The organism is Neobacillus jeddahensis, from assembly GCF_000612625.1.
Lineage (GTDB): Bacteria > Bacillota > Bacilli > Bacillales > Cytobacillaceae > Neobacillus > Neobacillus jeddahensis.
This window is the reverse complement of sequence record NZ_CCAS010000066.1, coordinates 1-21,096: the sequence shown is the minus strand read 5'-3', so window position 1 is coordinate 21,096 and position 21,096 is coordinate 1. Positions and strand designations below refer to the sequence as shown.

General features: G+C 36.1%; 22 protein-coding genes and 2 pseudogenes. 18 read left to right on the top strand and 6 right to left on the bottom strand.

Annotated features, from left to right (window positions below):
- The first annotated feature begins 256 nt into the window (after positions 1-256).
- The 3 genes from TY15_RS19840 (at position 257) to TY15_RS24445 (ending at position 2,768) form a co-directional block, all read left to right on the top strand.
- Entirely contained in the window at positions 257-508 is a 252-nt protein-coding gene (locus TY15_RS19840) for a hypothetical protein (protein WP_040203405.1), read from the top strand.
- The gene (locus tag TY15_RS19835; protein WP_040203406.1) at positions 501-2,444 is read left to right on the top strand and encodes a hypothetical protein; all 1,944 of its coding nucleotides are present in this window, start codon (positions 501-503) and stop codon (positions 2,442-2,444) included. The genes TY15_RS19840 and TY15_RS19835 overlap by 8 nt, the downstream gene beginning before the upstream one ends.
- A gap of 162 nt (positions 2,445-2,606) precedes the next feature.
- Complete coding sequence (locus TY15_RS24445) at positions 2,607-2,768, top strand: hypothetical protein (protein WP_157042274.1); 162 nt, start codon at positions 2,607-2,609, stop codon at positions 2,766-2,768.
- A 356-nt stretch (positions 2,769-3,124) separates the two neighbouring features.
- On the opposite strand, the gene TY15_RS19830 is transcribed toward TY15_RS24445, so the two are convergent.
- Positions 3,125-3,541, bottom strand: a complete 417-nt coding sequence (locus TY15_RS19830; protein ID WP_040203409.1) for a DUF1284 domain-containing protein — start codon at positions 3,539-3,541, stop codon at positions 3,125-3,127.
- A gap of 357 nt (positions 3,542-3,898) precedes the next feature.
- Between TY15_RS19830 and TY15_RS19825 the strand changes: the two genes are divergently transcribed.
- The 4 genes and pseudogenes from TY15_RS19825 (at position 3,899) to TY15_RS19810 (ending at position 10,980) form a co-directional block, all read left to right on the top strand.
- A complete protein-coding gene (locus TY15_RS19825; RefSeq protein WP_040203410.1) occupies positions 3,899-4,351 on the top strand; it encodes a helix-turn-helix domain-containing protein in 453 nt (150 codons plus the stop codon).
- A 50-nt stretch (positions 4,352-4,401) separates the two neighbouring features.
- Positions 4,402-5,791 (top strand): annotated as a pseudogene (locus TY15_RS19820) (aminotransferase-like domain-containing protein).
- A 98-nt stretch (positions 5,792-5,889) separates the two neighbouring features.
- Complete coding sequence (locus tag TY15_RS19815; protein ID WP_040203411.1) at positions 5,890-7,185, top strand: MFS transporter; 1,296 nt, start codon at positions 5,890-5,892, stop codon at positions 7,183-7,185.
- 624 nt (positions 7,186-7,809) lie between these two features.
- Positions 7,810-10,980, top strand: coding sequence for an ATP-binding cassette domain-containing protein (locus TY15_RS19810; protein WP_040203412.1), 3,171 nt, complete (start codon positions 7,810-7,812; stop codon positions 10,978-10,980).
- A gap of 101 nt (positions 10,981-11,081) precedes the next feature.
- Here TY15_RS19810 and TY15_RS24750 read toward each other — a convergent pair whose 3' ends face one another.
- Positions 11,082-11,249, bottom strand: coding sequence for a hypothetical protein (locus tag TY15_RS24750; RefSeq protein ID WP_179301690.1), 168 nt, complete (start codon positions 11,247-11,249; stop codon positions 11,082-11,084).
- 199 nt (positions 11,250-11,448) lie between these two features.
- On the bottom strand, positions 11,449-11,964 hold the full coding sequence (locus TY15_RS19805; protein WP_040203415.1) for an RrF2 family transcriptional regulator: 516 nt from the start codon (positions 11,962-11,964) through the stop codon (positions 11,449-11,451).
- Between the two features lie 233 nt (positions 11,965-12,197).
- Between TY15_RS19805 and TY15_RS19800 the strand changes: the two genes are divergently transcribed.
- On the top strand, positions 12,198-12,641 hold the full coding sequence (locus TY15_RS19800) for a carboxymuconolactone decarboxylase family protein (protein WP_040203416.1): 444 nt from the start codon (positions 12,198-12,200) through the stop codon (positions 12,639-12,641).
- A 149-nt stretch (positions 12,642-12,790) separates the two neighbouring features.
- On the opposite strand, the gene TY15_RS23810 is transcribed toward TY15_RS19800, so the two are convergent.
- Positions 12,791-13,204 (bottom strand): DUF3949 domain-containing protein, encoded by a 414-nt coding sequence (locus TY15_RS23810; RefSeq protein WP_244440968.1) that lies wholly within the window; start codon positions 13,202-13,204, stop codon positions 12,791-12,793.
- Between the two features lie 149 nt (positions 13,205-13,353).
- On the opposite strand from TY15_RS23810, the gene lepB reads away from it, so the two are divergent.
- The 3 genes from lepB (at position 13,354) to TY15_RS19780 (ending at position 14,834) form a co-directional block, all read left to right on the top strand.
- Complete coding sequence (gene lepB / locus TY15_RS19790; protein WP_040203418.1) at positions 13,354-13,893, top strand: signal peptidase I; 540 nt, start codon at positions 13,354-13,356, stop codon at positions 13,891-13,893.
- A gap of 289 nt (positions 13,894-14,182) precedes the next feature.
- A complete protein-coding gene (locus tag TY15_RS19785) occupies positions 14,183-14,416 on the top strand; it encodes a hypothetical protein (protein ID WP_040203419.1) in 234 nt (77 codons plus the stop codon).
- A gap of 49 nt (positions 14,417-14,465) precedes the next feature.
- Positions 14,466-14,834, top strand: a complete 369-nt coding sequence (locus tag TY15_RS19780; protein ID WP_040203422.1) for a VOC family protein — start codon at positions 14,466-14,468, stop codon at positions 14,832-14,834.
- 152 nt (positions 14,835-14,986) lie between these two features.
- Here the strand turns inward: TY15_RS19780 and TY15_RS19775 are convergent, their stop codons facing one another.
- Both TY15_RS19775 and TY15_RS19770 read right to left on the bottom strand, forming a co-directional pair.
- Positions 14,987-16,135 carry a DUF4179 domain-containing protein gene (locus tag TY15_RS19775; RefSeq protein ID WP_040203423.1) on the bottom strand — a complete coding sequence of 383 codons (1,149 nt, stop codon included), beginning with the start codon at positions 16,133-16,135 and terminating at the stop codon, positions 14,987-14,989.
- On the bottom strand, positions 16,132-16,698 hold the full coding sequence (locus tag TY15_RS19770) for a sigma-70 family RNA polymerase sigma factor (protein WP_040203425.1): 567 nt from the start codon (positions 16,696-16,698) through the stop codon (positions 16,132-16,134). Before TY15_RS19770 ends, TY15_RS19775 begins: the two co-directional genes overlap by 4 nt.
- Positions 16,699-16,937: 239 nt before the next feature.
- On the opposite strand from TY15_RS19770, the gene TY15_RS19765 reads away from it, so the two are divergent.
- The 7 genes and pseudogenes from TY15_RS19765 to TY15_RS19735 all read left to right on the top strand — a co-directional run bounded on the left by TY15_RS19765 (position 16,938) and on the right by TY15_RS19735 (position 21,011).
- Positions 16,938-17,507 (top strand): YdhK family protein, encoded by a 570-nt coding sequence (locus tag TY15_RS19765; RefSeq protein WP_040203427.1) that lies wholly within the window; start codon positions 16,938-16,940, stop codon positions 17,505-17,507.
- Positions 17,508-17,636: 129 nt separating this feature from the next.
- Positions 17,637-17,840, top strand: a pseudogene (locus tag TY15_RS19760) (shikimate kinase); the annotation flags it as partial.
- Between the two features lie 121 nt (positions 17,841-17,961).
- On the top strand, positions 17,962-18,537 hold the full coding sequence (locus TY15_RS19755; protein ID WP_040203429.1) for a GNAT family N-acetyltransferase: 576 nt from the start codon (positions 17,962-17,964) through the stop codon (positions 18,535-18,537).
- Positions 18,538-18,629: 92 nt separating this feature from the next.
- Positions 18,630-19,310, top strand: coding sequence for an HAD family hydrolase (locus TY15_RS19750; protein WP_040203431.1), 681 nt, complete (start codon positions 18,630-18,632; stop codon positions 19,308-19,310).
- Positions 19,311-19,421: 111 nt separating this feature from the next.
- On the top strand, positions 19,422-19,709 hold the full coding sequence (locus TY15_RS19745; RefSeq protein ID WP_040203433.1) for a hypothetical protein: 288 nt from the start codon (positions 19,422-19,424) through the stop codon (positions 19,707-19,709).
- Between the two features lie 63 nt (positions 19,710-19,772).
- A complete protein-coding gene (locus TY15_RS19740) occupies positions 19,773-20,393 on the top strand; it encodes a histidine phosphatase family protein (protein WP_306454175.1) in 621 nt (206 codons plus the stop codon).
- Between the two features lie 354 nt (positions 20,394-20,747).
- Positions 20,748-21,011, top strand: a complete 264-nt coding sequence (locus TY15_RS19735; RefSeq protein WP_040203434.1) for a hypothetical protein — start codon at positions 20,748-20,750, stop codon at positions 21,009-21,011.
- The last annotated feature ends 85 nt before the right edge of the window (positions 21,012-21,096 follow it).

Sequence of the window (21,096 nt, the reverse complement as noted above, 5' to 3'; positions counted from 1 at the left end):
TAACGGGTTCGGTTGCTGGGGAGAAAACATTAAATTACAACCCAATTGAGGACATAATTCACATATGAATTAGTGTCCTCTTTTTTATTGTTATAACAACGATTTAACGTATTTTGCATACTAATTAGCATATCAATACGCATTCAAATTAACAACACCGCATAAATTTATGCGGTGTTGTTAAAACCTGTGCTAAAACTGGTGCGAATTGGATATACTAAATGTATGACCAATTTTAGACAGGAGAATGACAAGGATGAAGTTCATTAAACCCAAAAATCAAAATGCAGAAAAGGTAGATTGGCTCATATCGGAACGGGCAAGAAATATCGTAAAAAGCTATGCAGAATACACAGAGCATAGCGAAAGTGAAGTGGTTAATTTATTTCTTCTCAACCTTTTAGAAGACAAAGATTTTATTGCTTGGATTGAAGACAAGAGGAATAACAGAAGAATGGTTAAACAGCTTGGAATTGAAGATTTAGTAGGTGACGAAAAGAGTGGCTAAATTAAAGCGATTGGCTACCAAAGAAGATAATTTGGTGGAGGTTCTATCCCCTCTTTCAACGAGTGAAATTGGGGATAGAAATAATGATTATGATGTATTAACACCCAAGCAGTTTGGAACAAAATATAAAGAGTTACTTTTTACTCCTACCGAATTTACTTGGAATGGCATTACGCATCAAATTCAATATAACCATTGTTCCAATCCGTATTGTAAGTATCACGGAATGTCCCAAACGAAGTTCGCAACCAAAGGAAAACCAACTCGCTATAAACTTTCAGGAGTATCTAATCACAAGTCTATAAAATGTAATCCAGACCCAACAGGTAAAGTTGGAGGTGCCGTATTAAGCTGCTACACTTCTACTCTTGCCAATTGGTCTGTTGCACAAGAAATACAACGATTGGTTCAAATAAATTCAGTTCAAGACAAAGAAGAAGAATATGAATTTCACAAAGGTGGTTGCAGTGCAGAAGAATTTACACCGTTTAATAAACCTGATGGCTTTTATAAGCAAGGAAAAAGCAGATTAGGAATGCAACGCTTCCAATGCAAAGTTTGTAAAAAGAAAACAGCTCTTACACCTAAAAGAGATAACTCGATAACTTACAATCAAAAACGAAGCGATATTCATCATCTTTTTGCGAAGTTGTTATTAAGTCGAACACCAGTGACAAGAACCTGTGAAATTTTAGAAATTGGCAGAGGAACTTACTATGATAAATTAGAGTTGCTTTATCGAAGGTGTTTAGAATTTCTAGAACGGCACGAAACCAAACCTCTTCAAAAGTTGGAGTTTAAAGAAATGTGGCTCAACACCGATAAAATGACCTATTATCTCAATAATGTCCGTCAAAAAGGGATGGGCGGCAGTCGTTACGATGATGTGGAAGAAAATCAGTTTCCTACTCATATATTGGTATCGGCTGATGTGTTGTCCAGATACGTTTTTCGCAGTGATGTAGCCTATGATTGGGACATTACGCTCGGAGATATTGCACTCGATACGATTCTACAAAAAGAAGACCATCTGAATGAATTTGCAAAAAAGTATGCTAGATACCCAAAGTATTCGCACTATCCAATGCCTCCTTCGGCAAATGATACGCAAAGTCAAGTTGACTATTATAAAGAGTTGGCTCAGGTGGAACGGAGAATGAATTATACAGATGGTTTACACGTTGGTTCGACTTATACTACGGTTGCACATCTATGGCTAATTAAACAACTCGTAAATGCTCCTGAATGGCGTTTTGTGACCGACGAAGACAATTCTCTTATGACATCTATTAATCGTGTATTCTCAAAGGAAATACGACTATCTGATGCTCATCATTTTCTGTGCCAAACAGATAAGACAAAAACTAGGAAACAGGCTCGTGAGGAATTTGTCCAGGCAAGAGTCGATTTGATTAATTGGGGAACGATTCGTGGATACGGAACAGGGTCTCTACGGAAGTTGGCATTTTTGTATCTACAAGAATTGTTCGAGAACTACGCATTCCACAAAGAGGTAACAACTGCTTCAGGAACACATTTGGAATATGCTGATAATCCTATACCTCACCCTCTCGCTACCATCGATAGAGGATTGCGTTCCGTAGATTGCACGACAAACTTATCATCGTTGGAACCAAAAGATATTGCTGCCCTAATAATGAATGTCAATGACAATGCAACGAATACTTTTATCCAACACATTCGAAGAAGGTTATCCATTTTAGAAAGACCTTTAACAACTGCTCGTGGGGATGGGAAAAGTTATATCTATTCAAACTTTAATCCAAAATATGCTCAAATGGCTATTACTATCCTACGAACTTATTACAACTTTTGTTTCGCCTATAAATCAAATGGAACGACTGAAACGCCTGCACAACGATTGGGCATTACAGATAAAATATTTGATTTAAAAGATATAATTTATCTAAGGTAGTTCGCTTAATATCAAGCGAACTTATTTTTTTAAAAGGAAAATGGAAAGTTTATGTTAAAATACATTTATAGTTTATAAGATGATGTTCTTAAATTAACGGGAGTTTAGTTGAAGAAAAATATCATCAATTTGTTAAGGTGAAATTATTAGGGGGTTAAATTTATGTATGCAGCAAGTATGTTAGGTATTTTCTCTTTATTGATTACTATCGCAGTACCAGTATTGTTGGTCTTTATCTCAATATGGATTTATCAGATTAAAAAAAATAGTGAAACCCAAGTTGAGCAAAATAAAGAAATTATCCAATTGTTAAAAAAAGATTGAAACTGATGATAAAATATTACGCAAAAAAACGTTCAGAAAAATTCTGAGCGTTTTTACTTGCCATTTATATTGCTAATTTACTGTTAAAACATATGCTAAATAGGCTGTTATTTACATTGTTTTTAGCATTTTTCTCCCCATCAACCGAACCCGTTACGGTTTTTGCCCGGTTTTTCTTATAAGATAAGAAAGTATAAATTTTGACTTTGAGAATTGTCCAGCTCCAGGCGCCATCGGCTCGAGGTCACAAGCCAATCCGTCGAGAAGGTTAAAGAACAACCTTCCCGCCGTCTCGTCTTGTGCTTGTCGCCGATAGGCGGGCGCCTTGTGCTTTTCTTATGCTAAAGCGGGAGGGGCTATTTAACTTCTCTTAAGCCCTTCCCTTCAAGGATCTCTTGAATCCCTTCTTCACAAACCCCATATGAACGCCATGAACAAGTCTCACAGACGACCTGAAGATCGGAAGGGGAGACGTGTTTGCGGACATGGGACTCAATGTCCTCCCATGTGAGAATTTGTCCGATCTTAAGCTCCATTTTTTCTAAAATAGCAGCATCCCGTACATAGATATTTTCGTCTTGGCAGTGGTACTCTCCGGAGTTGGGATATTTTTCACACAATTGATCAGGTCCCAATACGAGCTGAATCAATGTCTGTGGGTTCTTTCTCAATGTTTGATGCAATCGCGTCATATTTTCCACATATTCTTGGGAATAGCCCATTCCCCGGTAGCCCAAAAGGCAAAAAAGATGATGTCCTCGCAGCTTATACATCATTCGACCCCCATACAACAAATTTGATTTATTTAAATTTACTTAACTAGCTCTTTGGTTATACTATATTTTTTCGAGTGATAAGTTCATTGGTTACTTCTTAATATATGGTCCTATTTGTATCCATTATAACCCAAAAACCCTTATGTTCTGGAACAGCATTTCTAAAATATTGGCGAACCCCTAGTAGATATATAATTCAGCAAATGTCAGTATAAAACCTGTTAAAAGCATGATGAAATAAGGGTTTATTATGCGCAACGAGGGGTTGCGGGGCATAGCAACTATAGCTCTCTTTACTTTTTAAGTACATTTAAACAATAATGGATTAAAGATTGTAGAAAGGTGTTTGATGATATGGTTTTTGGTGAGAGGTTAAAAATGGAAAGAATGAAGAAGGGATGGTCTCAAGAAGAGTTAGCTGAAAAGCTTTTTGTCAGTCGACAGTCTGTCTCTAAATGGGAGAATGGTCAAAATTATCCGAGCATTGAAATCATTATTAAATTAAGTGACCTCTTTGGAGTAACCATTGATGAATTGTTAAGGAGTGATGAGGAATTGAAAGAGAAAGTAATTGAAGATAGCAAACAATTGGCGCATCCGAAGATAAAATTTATATTTGATGTTTTATTTATAATAGGTGTTGCACTATTGATAATAAAAATAGGAATTCTACTTTTAAACAAATTTACTGCTCTTGATATTTCTTTATATGGTGGATCTTTTTGGTGGAATTTTGGACCTTTGATTTTAATGATCGTTGCCGGAGTAGGAGCGAGCATGGTAAAAGATAAATATCAAGAAGATTAAAGTTAATAGGTTAGCTTAATCATATAATTGTGTAAAAAAGGATGCGTATCATGCCAATTAATTCTTTTGAAAACTATCCGATGAGCTGGAAGCCATCGATTGATCAAACTAAAAGGCCAATTTATCAAGCACTTGCGGGGCATTTGGAACAGGATATATTAAACGGAGTTTTATTACCTGGAACAAAGCTTCCTCCACAAAGAGAGCTGGCTGATTTTTTGGATTTAAATTTAAGTACCATTTCAAAAGCTTTTAAAGTTTGTGAGTTAAAGGGCTTATTAAGTGCATCAGTTGGAAGTGGGACATTTGTATCGTATGATGCGTTATCGAATGCGTATTTACTTGAAGATACAAAGCCGAAGCACTTAATTGAAATGGGAGCAACACTTCCAGATCATGCGTCTTACGAGCCACTGCTGCTCCAACTAAAAAGTATGCTTCAAGAGACAGATTATGAAAAATGGTTTGGTTATGGTCGAGCAGGCGAAAGCCTTTGGCAAAAGGATGCAGCAATAAAGCTAATCCGAAGAGGCGGGTTTGAAACAACCGTAGATCACATTTTAATGGCAAATGGGGGTCAAAATGCGATTGCTGCAACATTGGCAAGTCTGTGTAAGCCTGGAGATCGCATTGGTGTTGACCAGCATACGTACCCTGGCTTAAAAACTGTTGCAGCGATGCTTAGTGTGCATATCGTGCCGATAAAATCAGAAAACGATGAAATGAGTCCAACGGCTTTTGAATATGCCTGTAAAAATGACAATATTAAAGGCATTTACTTGATTCCAGATTATCATAATCCGACAGCCTCCTTTATGTCGGTTGAGAATCGAAATAAGATTGCAGCCATTGCTAAAAAGTATAAACAGTTCGTGATTGAAGATGCATCGTACCATCTTCTGGGCAAAAAACCACTGCCAGCAATGGCATCATTTGCACCAGAACAGGTCATCTATATTGCAAGTTTATCTAAAACATTAGCACCAGGGTTACGACTGGCCTATGTAGCAGTGCCGAGTCAATTCAAGGAGCCAATTTCAAAGGCACTTTATAACTTAAATATAACAGTGTCCCCGTTATTGGCAGAGCTGACAGCACGGACAATTGTATCGAATCAATTTGAAATCTTTAATTGAGAGTCATCGGGAACAAACCATTCGCAGAAACCAAATCGTCAATCGATATTTGAATGACTATACGTGTCTAGGGGGTGAAACAGGCATTTTTCGCTGGCTGCTATTACCGGATAAGATTACCGGTGCTGAATTTGAAACATTAGCTGCACAGCAGGGGGTACAAGTGTATGCGGCTGAACGTTTTGTCGTTGGAAATAGTTGTCCGGAAAGGGCTGTAAGGGTTGCTGTCTGTGCCCCAAAAACACTCAAAGAGCTTGAGCATGGATTGATGATCCTTAAACGTTTGCTAGATGATCTTACTTAATATTGTCCGCCATACAATTATAATATTGTGTGGTTTTTTTATGCGTGTTATGATGATTCAAATCTAGTTGGAAGATAATAGAAAGGGAGGGTAATGGAATGTTGCAGAAAGATGGTGCAAAAGCGTTAGACGTTCAATCAGCTTCGTTACAAAGCTACATACATTCTTCTGAAAAACAAAAAACGTTATACAAGCGTACATTATTGGTTGTAAGTATTTCACAAATTTTTGGCGGGGCTGGATTAGCAGCAGGAGTTACAGTCGGTGCACTTCTTGCACAGCAAATGCTGGGTACAGATGCGTTTGCTGGAATTCCTTCTTCTTTATTAACTTTAGGGTCAGCGGGGGCTGCCTTATTTGTTGGGAGGCTATCTCAACGTTATGGTCGTCGTACAGGTCTATCCACTGGTTTTATGATTGGCGGACTTGGAGCAATCGGAGTCATACTTGCAGCAATCATAAATAGTGTTTTCCTGTTATTTATTTCCCTGCTTATTTATGGTGCAGGGTCGGCAACCAATTTACAAGCGCGTTATGCGGGTACGGACTTAGCAAATCGTAAACAGCGGGCGACTGCTATTAGTCTGACGATGGTTTTTACAACCTTTGGTGCCGTTGCAGGTCCAAATTTAGTCAATGTGATGGGGAATTTCGCTCTTTCGATTGGTGTTCCATCTCTTGCTGGTCCGTTCATTTTAGGAGCAGCAGCCTATATCTTAGCAGGTGTTGTCCTTTTCATCATGCTTCGTCCAGATCCATTCGTTATTGCAAGAATGATAGAAGCGACTAACCTGGGACCTAGTGATAAAGGGCATGTGACGACAACTGAACATACAGAAAACAAAAGAGGCATAATCGTTGGTGCAACGATTATGGTTATGACTCAAATTGTTATGGTAGCGATTATGACCATGACGCCCGTTCATATGATGCATCATGGACATGGCCTGGGTGCAGTAGGTCTTGTTATTGGTTTTCATATCGGTGCCATGTATCTCCCTTCACTGGTTACAGGTGTCCTTGTTGATAAGTTGGGGCGTACTACGATGGCGATTGCTTCTGGAACGACGTTGCTTCTGGCAGGTTTACTAGCAGCATTTGCACCAGGAGATTCTATGATTCTTCTAATAATTGCTCTTTCTTTACTCGGATTAGGATGGAATTTTGGTTTGATCAGTGGGACGGCACTTATTGTTGATTCAACTGCAACTTCAACAAGGGCTAAAACTCAAGGTACAGTGGATGTTTTGATTGCGTTATCAGGAGCTGCTGGCGGAGCCTTGTCTGGAATGATTGTGGCAGGTTCAAGTTATCTAACATTATCAGTTGTTGGAGGGAGCTTATCCTTATTATTAATTCCAGTGGTGCTATGGTCTCGTGGAAGCGAAAGGTGAGTCGGAATTTTACGAAAACAGTATTTTTGGGGGGGAATATACTTAAAATAACAGGTGCTTGAGTGAAACAAAGAGTCTTAGCTGCGGCTCTTTGTTATCTATTGTGATTTTCGGTTATTTATATCGTAATGAAGTGAACAGTAATGCATCAAATGAGGCTCTCTTGGATTTTTGAGATCATACTCACTCTCTATATGATGACTTGTCCTTAATCGAGTAACCAGCAAAAGTAATATAAGCGGAGATTTTCCGGTTAGATACAGAATGATGCTCGTTTCGGGATAAATAAGCGGAATTTTTCCGGTTATGCAAAGCAAAATCTCTCATTTTCACGTTTTTCGAGTCAATAGGCGGAATTTCTCCGTCTATTTATCAGCTCGGTGCTTACCCCGATTCCCCTTAGTGGTAAAACAGGTTTGTCAAGCCCAACTTTGGCAGTAAATCCATTAGACTTCCATTGGTTTGTATTTTTGTTTACACTCGTATCCCTCTGTTTTTCTACCTATCTAATAGTCTCGTGTGGGCTTCCTATTCTAGATTGTCAATTCGAAAAAATACAACAAATCCATTTGAAATTGTGCTAACATGGCAATACTAGATTTAGAGAATGGGGGAGGAAATCCGATGAAAATAAATCAATTGATTGCCAACAATATTAATCGTTTAGACACCGTCCTGCCGGAAGATCAGACGCTCGGAATTGCTGGTTTGTCCGGATCTGGTAAAACTACTTTTTGTCAAGCGATTGGTGAAGAATCCAAGAAGCGTCTTGTTTCCTTATTGCCTAAGGCGGAATATCAGTATTTGTTTGCTAATATCATGGAGACGAATTTTAGTGCCATCAAGATGGAAGACATACCTTTAGTTCTTTTTCTAGGGAAATCATCGATTTCATCTAATCCGCGCTCAACGATTGGCACCCATACCGGCGTTTTTAAAGAGATCCGTGTGCGGCTTGCAGAAATCTTTCATCTTTCGCCAGAAGTTTTTTCCTTTAATAATGCCTTAGGCTGGTGTCCGGAGTGTAAAGGACGCGGTACGACCAAAAATGTCGAGTGTAAAAAGTGTGGAGGCAGGCGTTATAATCCGGAAGTTGAGCAAAAAAGAATAGAATTATGGGATCAACCACATAGTATTTCCGATATCAACAACATAAGCCTTGAAGCGATTTATTCCCTTTCCGAGGAATTACATATTAATGAAGAGAAACAACTTATTCTTAAAAATATAATCAATATGAATATTGGTTACTTAACATTAAACCGGATCATGGGGACATTGTCAGGCGGGGAATTAACACGGCTTTACTTGGCAGAATTCATGGCGGCAAGTGAAAATACTGTGATTATTATTGATGAAATCTCAGTGGGGCTTGATCATCAAACCCTATTGAAAATTTTAGAACAGATTAAACAATTGGGATATAAGAATCAGATTTGGCTAATTGATCATTCTGATACGGTGCTAGATACAGCCAACGCGCAATTGTTCTTTGGACCTGGCAGTGGGAAATACGGCGGAAAAATTGTCGAAGAATCCCCTCGTCCCAAACCTGTCTTTTGGGAACGAAATCAGGCAATGCCAACAGAATACTATCAATTTCAGAATCTATTCTGTCGCAATATTCAAATGGCTGAAATTCAGATTCCGAAAAATAGACTTGTTACCTTTACGGGTGAGTCTGGCTGTGGTAAATCAACCCTTGTCAATGAGTGTATCTCCAAGGATTTTCTGAAGCGATATCCAAAAGATAAACTGGTCATGGTAGGACAGGATCGAAACCAATCAATTACCAGCCGGTCAACCGTTGCGACGTTTCTTGATGTTAAAAGGAAACTCACCAAATACAGTGACGAAATTGATGATATTTTTCAGCGCTCCATTGAAGACATTATTGGGGAACTTCCAAATGAAGACATCGCTCATAAACGCTTGAGCTTATTAATCAAACTTGGACTTGGGTATTTGACACTGGAAAGGAAAACACAGTCCTTATCGACTGGTGAATTTCAATGTGTTCATTTAGTTTCTGAGCTGTTTTCGAACTCAAGGAACCCACATACCCTGTTTATTTTTGACGAGCCTTCAAAGGGGCTATCACAAAATATTTTAAACCAATTCATTGATAGTGTCAGGGACATACTAAAAGATGAATCTATCTCGATCATGATGATTGAACATAATGCTTATATGCTAGAAAGCTCTGATTTTATCGTTGATTTTGGTAAAAGACAGCTAGAACCGGTCAGGCATCTTGATGTTGTCAGTCATGATGATTATTTTAGTCAAGATAATAGTACAAATAGTGTTGCTCCCTTGCATATTTCTTCAACACTAGAATCAAAGAAAGCTATTAACTACTTAAAAGAAAATCATATTAGCTATTTTAAAAATGCAGAAAACGTCTATAAAGGCGGTATCTTGAAAAGCTTATCATCAATGGCCCGTTTGATTTATGGTGAATACGAATCTGATAAAATCGCACCCGTTATCGCGATTGATCTTGAAAGACACTTGTATAGTCAGTATAGTTTTCTCTATGAAATGGGTGGATTGATCAACCATATTGTGGCCGCACATCCAACCAATAAAGATACAAGAAGCTTCGATTTCTTTAATCAAGAAAATCATTGTCCAAGCTGTTCTGGTCGCCTAGAAATTGAAAAATTTGATTTTGATGTGGTCATACAGGACAAAACAGTGCCATTTTGGGATGGCTTATTACATCCAGACGTAATGGAAGTATTAAAATATTATCAATATCCGAAATTGCAATTCCTTTTTGATGAGATCAAGAATGAACTTGGTCAAGATATTAGTAAAAGCTACAATGAGATGACAGAAGCTGAAAGACATACCTTTTTATATGGCTATTGGGAAAAATCCTTTTATGATAAAGCCGGCAAGGCGCAGAGAAAATGGGAAGGCTTCAATACCATCATTGGGCGATATATGTTCATTTCGAAATCCATTATTAAAGAGCATATGAAAGCATCAAAAGAGATGATCCCCTGTCCAGTCTGTCAAGGAACCGTGCTAAACCACCATAAAAAACTAACATTTTCAGACACTGATATTCGTGAGATTATTCATCAACCAATTGATCAGGTCATTAAAACAGTAGGTAAGTTACCAGAACTGGAAAAACTACAAGCCATTGTTGGTGGCGATATGGCACTTACGGAAGATGTCTCCTTACTTCCTCGTGAAACACAAGTATCGCTGAAAATGTTTGAACTGGAACTAGCTAGCTTTGTAGGTTATGAAATGGTATTACAAAATGTTTTACCATTCTGGGACAGAATTAAAGGCAATATCGAAGCCATAAGCAGCAAAAATCGGATCACAATCTGTGATTTTGCCAATATTGACGAAACGAGAGAAACCATTATTGATAAGTATTTCACCAATGGAAAATACAAAAAACTGACTTATGTCTACGAAGCGTTTGGTTACAAAAAAATTGTGACCCAAATGAATAAGATTAAAGCAAGTCATCCCTGTCCATTCTGTAAAGGGAAGAAAGTCATTTCAGAAGATGGTCTCCATGATGGCGTGCATAAATTATCGGTACCATGTGTTAGTTGTTTGGCGAGTGGCATCAATGATGAAGGTCGTAAGGAAATCATCGATGGCATAGATGTACAAACCTGGCTAACTGGCAAAGTAAGTGATGTTGTCTCTGATAACGTATATCTTGAGGCTGCCCGAGATATACCGATTTTCAATCGTATTCGTGAGTTGAATAAACGAGATATGATGGCGGTTTATCAATGCCTTGAGCAAAATCGATAAATTTTTACAATCTAAAAAAGAGCTTGGGGACCTAGTGGATTCCATTACTTATCGCAAAAAAAATGAACTGTACTATGAATACAGCTCAATTAATAAGTATTTTATTTTTTAAGAGGGGAAATGACATTGTTATAAAAAAATCTTTCCCATTTAGCCAACAAATCGTTTCCATTTTCACCACGTTGTATTTTCATTTCGTGGTTCTTATGAAATTCTGCTATTCGTTTATTATGTTCTTTATGCGATTGATGGAGAGCAACTTGTTTCATTTTTATTCTCCTCTCGTTTAATACCTTAATTATATAGCTCTGCTTGAAAATTACAAAGTAAATTTAGCCACAAAAATTGACATAAAGATGTAAAACAGATGGAGAAAATTATGCAATGAGAATGGGGTGTAGTTACTAATAGACAATTTAAAGATACGTTTTCCTTGAACAAAGAAAAAACCTCTCTAAATTCCTTTAATTAAAGAATTTTATGAGAGGTTTTTTCTTTGTTGCACTTCGAAAAATATTTCTGAGTATCTTCACGTATTTGTTTAGGTAAGGTGCGATCAAGCTCTTCATTTAACCATGACAGTGTTTTACTTCGCAAGTCATCACGCATTTTTTCTTCCGCAGAGAGCATAACTAAATTGATGGTGCAAGAGGAGGGAGCCGAACAGCAGTTTTCTCTATACAAATAACCGTTATCTTTAATATTTTTACATTGAAAAATAGGTTTAGGACCTTCAACTGCTTCAATTACATCCCAAAAGGAAATATCTTCTGGGGACTTAGATAACCTATATCCTCCCTTTACACCAGGGACAGAACTTACAATGCCAGCCTTAGATAATTTACCGAAAACTTTTGAAAGAAATGTCTCAGAAAGTCCTTGGAATTCTGCCAAATCCTTTATCCCAATACTTTCCTTGGAAGGAACATCGATTAAATAAACCAGACAATGTAAAGCATATTCAACTCCGACACTATACTGCATTATAAACTCACCTGCTTTTGATTTTAAGGGTTATCAAATTGTATCTTAGAAGTATTTAGAGTGTTAGTCAAATTTAAGAAATCTCTTTTGGGTAAATCATATACATTTGACAAAAATAATTATAGCGTATATTATAGACAATGTTAATCGGCGATTAATTTAGTCTTTAATTGGAATCTGAAATTCATTTTATAGAAAAAAATTGAATAGACTTTTTTTAGGAGGTAATGAAATTGGAACAACGAATTGATTATTACAATGTAGCACCAGAGGCACTTAAAATAATGATGGAAATGGAAAAGTATTCGAAAACTACAGGTATAGACCGTAAACTTCGTGAACTTATAAAAATTAGGGCTTCTCAAATAAACGGGTGTGCTTACTGTTTGAATATGCATACAGCAGATGCTCGAAAAATGGGTGAAACAGAACAAAGAATATACTGTATTAGTGCTTGGCAGGAGTGTGAATTCTATACAGAAGTAGAAAAAGTAGCTTTAGAGTTGACAGAGCATGTGACATTAATTCCGACAAAACGTGTTCCAGAAGAGCTTTATCAAAGAGTGCGTGAACACTATGACGAGAAACAGTATGTTGACCTTATTCTAATAATTAATCAAATTAATAGTTGGAATAGAATTTCTATTTCAATGGGGAATACAGCAACTGGAAAATAATGATTCTCAACGAAATCCTATAGTGTTCGTCTTTAATTGTAGACAAAAAGCATCCACATGAACCAGTTTGGATGCTTTTCCATTTTATGATCGCATTCATTTAAATAATTATAAGGTATTTAAACCTTACGTTTTATCGTTTTGTTTACTCAGTTATTATCGAGAAACTTACTAATGCTTCTTCTTACCGTTGATTCGGAAACAATACGAGACCTTTTTTTAAAATTATTATCTTTAAATGAATAGTTATAAAAATATTCTAAAGTTCCTGTTTTCATATCTTTGATAATACTATTTTCTTGTTCCTTTATTTGTAATTTGTATTTTCTTATTTCTTCTCTATGATTCCAATTATACAAAAGAGTGGCTAGAATGTTTGCTCCTATAAAAAGTAAATTACCTTGAACATTATAATTTAATTCTTGTTCCTCAAAACTCATTTTGTCGTACATTTCACCTTGACCAATACCTTTTTGTCTCTTTCTCTTAGCAAGTTCCTTTACCTCTTTAATATATCCATATTGAAATGGTAACAAAATTAAAGAAAAGACGAAATATACCAACACTACACTGAGAGTTACAATAGGGAGTGCGTTTTGTTTATGCTTTTTTCTTTAGTTTGACTTTAGGATATACACCGTAACAATTAACAAGGATTTCAAATGTCAATGTAGAATCTCTAGTAGAAGAAGAATGAAGGAGTTGAGTTACCTTGAAATCAAATGCAAAAAGAGAATTGGAGAGTTGGGGCAAATCTTTGCTCATGGCATTAGGTGTGGCAATTGTTGTAAGAACATTTCTGTTTGCACCATACATTGTAAAAGGTGCTTCAATGGAACCGACGTTACATAATCAGGAAAAGGTCCTTGTGAACAAATTAAATTTGACGGATAGCTTCAGTAGAGGAGAAATTGTCATTATAAAAGGGAAGGAAGAAAACTATGTAAAAAGAATAATTGGTCTCCCAGGAGATACGGTTTTAATGAAAAATGATCATTTATATATTAATGGTGATTTAGTCAAAGAACCCTATCTTTCACAAAATCGTGAACGTGCTAAACAAGTGGGAAATCGATTAACTGGAGACTTTGGACCGATTACAGTACCAAAAAACAAATTTTTTGTGATGGGTGATAATAGATTATACAGCAAGGATAGTCGTAATGGCCTAGGATATTTCACAAAAGAAGAAATTGTAGGACAAAGTGAATTTGTATTTTTTCCTTTCTCACAAATGAGAGGTATTGAGTAATTCTATCTATTAAAGGGCTCTTTACTTTTCAATCTATTATTTTTAAAAAAAATCAATGAAGGATTTAATAAAAGGGAACCATTATCAAATATTTTTGCCCCTCTCTCTTATCTGAGTTATCTTTACTTAAATTTTTATAATCCTGAGATTTATGAATTGGAGACCCAATTTTTAATGATGCCATTAACTTGTGAATTTTAAAGGTAAAAAGGAAGGTTTCGAAATAGTCAGTCAATCATTTGTTGGCTTTTTATAACATTACGAAGCACTACCATGAGGAGGCTATTAAATGAATTGGATCTTAATTCTGCTGATAGTATATGCAATTATTTTAGTCCTTTCGTATGTTGGTAAAAAACTCAAGCGTCAAATCCCATCATTCATTGCTTTTATTGTCGGTATGTCCATATTCTATGCGGGGGCCGGAAGAGGATTTGAAGGCGGACCTATTGTGATTTTTGGTCTATTTATTATTCTGATAGGAATTATTTGTGGGGCAGTTATTTTAGTTTTTAAAAACTAGAGCTGCTAGTCCGAGCTATGCAGCTATGAAAAATTAGGAGAGTGGTCATATGATTAAGGGAGTGCATCACGTTCAGATAACGATTCCAAAGGGAACTGAAGAAGAAGGTAAGGAATTTTATTGTGGCGTATTAGGTTTACAAGAAGTAGAAAAACCGGAATCCCTTAAAGGACGGGGAGGCTTTTGGATAAAAGTTGGCGACAGAGACGTTCATATAGGAACAGAAGATGGTTTTGATAGAATGCAAACGAAAGCACATATCGCTTACGAAGTAGAAGATATTTCGTATTGGAAAGCTAGATTATTACAAGAAAATATAAAGATACTGGATGCCGTCCCGATCCCTCACTTTGACCGTTTTGAATTTAGAGACCCATTTGGGAATAGAGTAGAAATGATTCAACCTTTGAAAGCATGACATAAAGTAGTAGAAATGGAGATGGGCTATAATCAATTCCTTTTACATTCATAAAAATGTTTGCATTCATGGTATTTAGGTGATTTCTTAGGCAGTGTGTAATGAATATAAAGCAAGGACTGCCCCAGTGAATAAGACAGTCCTTCCTGTTATTATTTTATTTCGATTATGATGTCTTTTAATTTAAATTCTTGTTTACCTCTTCCAGGTTTTTCGGGTAACGGAATTTCCTTTGGCCCATCATTCGTTATTTGTACTGAAGCATGATTACTTGAGTTATAATCTATAAACGTAACATGCGGAGTGATCATTAGCTTTGAAGCCTTTCCGTCCAATTTTCCAAATGTTTTGCTCAAATTCACATTATAGTTGTCGCCCACTCCTCCATTATCTTCACCAGAGTAGGTATTCCCTAAGTTATCTTTAATTTCTAAATCAACTAAGACCCCATCCCAAATATTACTAACCAATTCGGATACCTCTTGGTTGTAGTAAACTGTAAATGACATTGGGGTGCTTGTTATTTCCTCTATATTCACCTTCACTCCATTTTTTTCTGCACTGCCTTGGTTTTCCTGCACTTTGCTATCCACAGCCTTAACACTAAAAGCAAATGGCCAATCCCCTTTTATGGAGGTCTGTTTATCGATCTGAATATGGTCAATAGCCCACTTAATGTTCGCTCTATCTAATTTTTTATCTTCCAGATTACTCATCGTTAAAATACCAACGTATTTATTCTTGTCTATTTTTGAAATTTTACTTGTTCCTGCTGTGCCGTTCATTCCGTCTATTTTTGGGGAAAAAATAGTTGCCTGTTCACCTAAATCTTGTTCGCTTTCAATAGAAAATGTTATGGATACTGTTTTCCCATCAAAGACTGCCTCTTTTATAGTGATTTTTGTGCCGTTACTCTCTTTGGTCATATTGATATCGCTGGAGTATTTCTTATAGTCATGGTATAGTCCAGTTTGCTTTTCCGCTGTAGCATTGCTTTTGTTTTCGTTGGTACCATTAATAAAAGCTAATCTGTCATTATCGAAATATCGAAAAATATCGTTAATCCCTGGGATGTTCTTAGCATAAGCAGGGAAGGTTAGACCAACTGTTGCAGCAGAAAAGCATACTATAATGGAGGCTGCTAAAAGATTCTTTTTCAAGCCCTTTAATTTTTTCTTCTCATTCATTGATTTTTTTAGAGATTTTTTTACTTTAGCTATTTCTAATTTAGTTACTTCCATTTCTTCAAATTCAGTAACGTCGACATCTATGTCATTTAATAGTTCATAAATATCCTTCATATCCCGTTCTCTCCTAACGTAAGGGGTGTGGCTTTTTTATGTAGCTTCTTTTTTCCTCGATAAATTCGATTATCAATAGATGCTTTGGTTAAACCAAGTTTTTTTGCAATCTCCTCCGTTTTAAAGCCTAGAAAGAATCTCATGATGAAAATATCCCGTTCAACTGGATCTAAATGATTGATTAACTTGATAAGCTCCGTTCTATCCTCCTGAATAATTAGCTCATCTTCCGCCGATTTTTCACCATCTATATCGATATAATTTGAGGACACCTCTATTTTTTTGAATTCTCTTCTGTAATAATCAATAGATTTATATTTTGCAATGGCGCAAATCCATTTCTTAAAATCATTGGTATCCCCATGGAATTTTTTTGAATTTTTCCAGATTGATAGAAAGATATCATTGATGCATTCCTCTATAACGCCTTTGTTGTTAAGGGGAGAAAGAACTTTATGGGTTACCCCCTTTATGAGTGGTAAGTATTGATCAACAATAAATTCTAGTGCATCCTCTTTTTGCTGTTGTAATCGCTCAATAAAATTTGTATCATTCGACTTCATCTACCGATTCCCCTTAGTTTTTGTAAAAGCTTTTACACCCTATATAACGGATGGAATTAAATTTTTTCTCGCATTTTACTGAATCTTTTATAGGTGAGCCCATCTAAAGCAATAAAGGAATCATTTGAGTGCAATTATTGTAGGAATAAAATCTGTTCCTTATGCAAATGATACTTGTGGTGTAATGAGTATAAAAAAGTGAGGACTTATGTGGTAGCTTAGTAATTAGGAGGTTTATGATGAAAAGTAAAAAATATGTAACGGGAATTGCCATGCTAATCGTAGTGTTGATGTTATCTGCGTGGGGTAGCAATAGTAATTATAAGGGTACCGATAAAAATATCAATACACACCATAAAAATATAAAAATGGGTAACATGCATTCTGGATCTGCTGATGTACCTAAAGGGTTAAAACAAGCAAAAAATCCAACTTTTAGAGTTGGAAGTCAAGCAATCGTTAAGGCCCACCATATGGAGGGAATGTATGGTGCAAAAGCAACGATTGTGGGTGCTTTCGATACGACCGCATATGCCGTTACCTATACTCCGACTACTGGAGGCCCAAAGGTAAAAAATCATAAATGGGTAATCCATGAAGAAATAAAAAATGCCGGTGCTAAACCCTTAAAGCCTGGAGCGGAAGTTACCTTAGCAGCTGACCACATGGAAGGTATGATGGGGGCAAAAGGAACAGTTGATTCAGCAGTACATACAACCGTTTATATGATTGATTACACTCCGACAACTGGAGGACCAGAGGTGAAAAATCATAAATGGGTGATCGAAAGTGAGCTATCGCTTAAATAATGAAGAAAGGTACTAAACTTTGAAGAGTGAGCGGCCTACATAAAGGCCTTTTTTTTATTGAAGTAAGAGGAGAATCAACGACTATATCGAATAAACTTAAGAAAGTCGTTTGATGAGTGGAGGATAATTTTGAAGAAGAATATACCTAAAAGAATACATATTATTGGTTCCGTTGGAAGTGGAAAAACCACGCTAGCAAAGGATTTATCTTCAAAGTTAAATATTCCATATTACGAATTAGATAATGTTGTATGGAAAAGGCATAGTACTGGAGATATAAGAAGAACGGATGAAGAAGGAGATGAGTATTTGAATTCTATTTTGCAATCTGAAAATTAAATGGTTAATAGTTTATGTAATGCAGAACTACTTTTCAATCAAAATTACCAATCAACAAAACAAACAAATTGATAAAAAGGAACAAGACAGATTCTTAGGAGGAAACTTAATTTTTATGATTAATATTGTTGGACAAAAAATTGTTTTGAAAGAAGCTACTCATCGAGACCTTGATGAATTATATTATTGGAAATATGAAGAAAAGGAACAAGAGGCGAAGAAATGGAATGGACCCTATATACCTGAGCCTAAAATTACTAAGGGAGAATTTTTAAAAGGGTGGGAGAACGACTATGAAATTTCTACCAACACCCCTCATACCCTAATGATGTTTGTTGGGGATAAATTAATTGGAACAGTAAGTTCTTATTGGGTAGATAAAAACACTAATTGGTTAGAAACGGGTATCGTTATTTATGATAAAAGCTACTGGAACGGTGGATATGGTACGGAGGCTTATAAACTTTGGATCGATTTCTTATTCAGGTCCACAGGATTACATCGATTAGGTATGTCAACGTGGTCAGGAAATGTAAGAATGATTAAGGTTGCAGAAAAATTGGGAATGAAAGAAGAAGCAAGAATAAGACAAGCAAGAATGGTAGATGGCACATATTTTGATGCTATTAAAATGGGGATTTACGAAGAGAATGGGAACAGTCTTCTTAAAGTAACAAGTGCAATTTCTTAAAAAAGTAGTCGCTTATTTCTTAATAGAAGAAACGGATTATGAGTGGACGGGGATTACAGTATAAACTACGTTTTATGGAGGGGTTGAGAAAATTGGTGAAGGCAGTCTTATTTGATTTAGATGGAACCTTATTAAATCGCGATGAGTCTGTAAAAAGGTTTATTGAAAACCAATACGAGCGATTGAATAAATGGATAAGTCATATACCAAAATCGAAATACATTTCTAGATTCATAGAACTCGATAACCATGGATATGTTTGGAAAGATAAAGTGTATCAACAATTAACTCAAGAATTCCATATTACGGGGCTTACTTCGGAAGACTTACTTCAAGACTACCTCAGTGGATTTAAAAATCACTGTATTCCTTTTGCCCATCACACTCAAATGATGGAAGAATTAAAGAGTAAGAATCTCCTTTTAGGTATGATTACAAATGGGTATGGACAATTTCAATTGGATACCATTAAGGCCTTAGGAATTGAACAGTACTTTGACGTGATTTTGGTATCTGAATGGGAGGGAATCAAAAAACCTGACCCTCTACTATTTACAAGAGCTCTTGAACGACTGCATGTATCACCTAACCAAAGTGTATTTGTAGGGGACCACCCTGAAAATGATGTCAAAGCTGCGCAGAATATCGGGATGAAAGCAGTTTGGAAAAAAGATTGTCACTGGGACTACGCTGAAGCAGATTTTATCGTTAATGATTTGGCAGAAATCCCATTGATTATAAGAAATTTAAGCGGACAAAGTACTGAATTTTAAGGGTTATCTGCCTTTATTATTGTCTCCAAGTTGCCTTTTTTAGAGGAAGAAGGAATTGCCCCACAGTTACAGAAATATAATGTGGAATAATGTGTGCAAGGGGGAAGCGAAATGTTGTACATGGCCATTGGTATTCTTACTTTAGCATTCATTGCTATTCCAATCTTTCGGACTTTCTCTAATAGGAATTGGAAACTGATCTACTCTACAATCGGTAACGAGGAATACTTCAGGATCATTGCGAAATTAAAATCAGACGGGATAAAGTTTAAAACCGAAACTCCATATAGAGGTTTTGATCATCGAATGGATCGATTTAAAGATCATACACAATATGATATATATGTAAAAAAGGAAGAGGAGCATTTAGCTGTTAAGGCATTGCAAAAGGGAAATTGATCTTTAATAGGTTACCAAACTACGAGCCACTTCGTTGCGATTGAAAGTTGTAAGGTTACTTTCTTGGATGAAGAATTAGGAAGAACTTCATCCGAACAAGGTCTTGCTGATCCTGAAAGAATAATATTACTTAATATTGGAGTGATTCTATTGAAGAAAATTTATCTTATCAGACATTGTGAGGCAGATGGACAGTTACCTGAAGCACAACTAACAGATACAGGTATTAAACAAGCGCTAGATTTATCTGAGTTTTTTTCGGAAATTAAAATTGACCGGATTATTTCAAGTCCCTACAAACGTGCAATTGAATCAATCCAGCCACTTGCCAAAAAATTAAATGTTCAAATTGAGATTGATAGTAATTTAACAGAACGTGTGCTCAGCACCACAAATTTTCCTGATTGGTTTGAAAAATTAAGAGCAACATTTGCTGATATTGAACTGAAGTTTGAGGGTGGAGAGTCCAGTAAAGAGGCAATGGAACGAATAGTTGAAGTGGTAGAAGAAGTGTTTAGCAGTAATAATAAAAATACAATTATTGTTACTCATGGAAATTTACTGTCGTTACTGTTAAAGCATTTTAACAAAGATTTTGGGTTTACTGATTGGAGAAACCTCCGTAACCCTGATGTATTTCTATTAAAAAATGAAAGTAATAAGGTAACTTTTGAACGGGTATAGTGAGGGGCGATTGTTCAATAAGGACAGTCGCTTTACTTGTTCCATTTATTGATTGTAGAAATGAAGAGGGGGCTTTCAGTTACTGTTATCCCAGATATCATGGGCGTCTAAGATGGCACTGCTTTTAATGCCCAGCAAATTACATCGGGAGTGGCACTTAGGGAGAAGGATATGATTAGGTACCTCATGGAAAAACAGCGTTTTAAACCAAATTAAAAGAATCCCTAAATAGTCCTCTAGTACAAAAATATGAAAATATCACCATTATTGTATATCTTTTTACAAATAAACCTTTTTTTAACAAGGTGAACGTAGTATAATTTGAATATTCTTAATAGAGAGGGGGGGAATACAATGGGAGAAGTAATAAATACCTATTCTTTGTCCTTATATTGTTTTATACAGAGTTTTTTTGATAGATTTATATATTCTCAGAAGGAATTGAAAAACTCTGACAAGACTCAAGAAAATGCTTTTTGGATTATCGTTTTATTTATTGTTTTAGGTGTGTTATCAGTTGCTGCTTTAATATGGGCTTGTAAATATTATGGGCATGGATCTAAGTTTGCTGGAGAATTCTCATTTATGGGCCTTAATATTAAAATTAAATGTGGATAAAATATTCTTGAATGCTAAAAAGGATTTTTTATTCCACAAAAGTGGGATATTATCTGGTAAAGACTGTAGGATTTTTTACATAATT

Excerpts from the sequence above, each read along its gene's own strand:
- TY15_RS19840 (WP_040203405.1), top strand. The coding sequence starts at position 257 with ATGAAGTTCATTAAACCCAAAAATCAAAATGCAGAAAAGGTAGATTGG.
- TY15_RS24445 (WP_157042274.1), top strand. The coding sequence starts at position 2,607 with ATGTATGCAGCAAGTATGTTAGGTATTTTCTCTTTATTGATTACTATC.
- TY15_RS19830 (WP_040203409.1), bottom strand. The coding sequence starts at position 3,541 with ATGTATAAGCTGCGAGGACATCATCTTTTTTGCCTTTTGGGCTACCGG.
- TY15_RS19825 (WP_040203410.1), top strand. The coding sequence starts at position 3,899 with ATGGTTTTTGGTGAGAGGTTAAAAATGGAAAGAATGAAGAAGGGATGG.
- TY15_RS19815 (WP_040203411.1), top strand. The coding sequence starts at position 5,890 with ATGTTGCAGAAAGATGGTGCAAAAGCGTTAGACGTTCAATCAGCTTCG.
- TY15_RS19810 (WP_040203412.1), top strand. The coding sequence starts at position 7,810 with ATGAAAATAAATCAATTGATTGCCAACAATATTAATCGTTTAGACACC.
- TY15_RS24750 (WP_179301690.1), bottom strand. The coding sequence starts at position 11,249 with ATGAAACAAGTTGCTCTCCATCAATCGCATAAAGAACATAATAAACGA.
- TY15_RS19805 (WP_040203415.1), bottom strand. The coding sequence starts at position 11,964 with ATGCAGTATAGTGTCGGAGTTGAATATGCTTTACATTGTCTGGTTTAT.
- TY15_RS19785 (WP_040203419.1), top strand. The coding sequence starts at position 14,183 with ATGAATTGGATCTTAATTCTGCTGATAGTATATGCAATTATTTTAGTC.
- TY15_RS19780 (WP_040203422.1), top strand. The coding sequence starts at position 14,466 with ATGATTAAGGGAGTGCATCACGTTCAGATAACGATTCCAAAGGGAACT.
- TY15_RS19775 (WP_040203423.1), bottom strand. The coding sequence starts at position 16,135 with ATGAAGGATATTTATGAACTATTAAATGACATAGATGTCGACGTTACT.
- TY15_RS19770 (WP_040203425.1), bottom strand. The coding sequence starts at position 16,698 with ATGAAGTCGAATGATACAAATTTTATTGAGCGATTACAACAGCAAAAA.
- TY15_RS19765 (WP_040203427.1), top strand. The coding sequence starts at position 16,938 with ATGAAAAGTAAAAAATATGTAACGGGAATTGCCATGCTAATCGTAGTG.
- TY15_RS19755 (WP_040203429.1), top strand. The coding sequence starts at position 17,962 with ATGATTAATATTGTTGGACAAAAAATTGTTTTGAAAGAAGCTACTCAT.
- TY15_RS19745 (WP_040203433.1), top strand. The coding sequence starts at position 19,422 with ATGTTGTACATGGCCATTGGTATTCTTACTTTAGCATTCATTGCTATT.
- TY15_RS19735 (WP_040203434.1), top strand. The coding sequence starts at position 20,748 with ATGGGAGAAGTAATAAATACCTATTCTTTGTCCTTATATTGTTTTATA.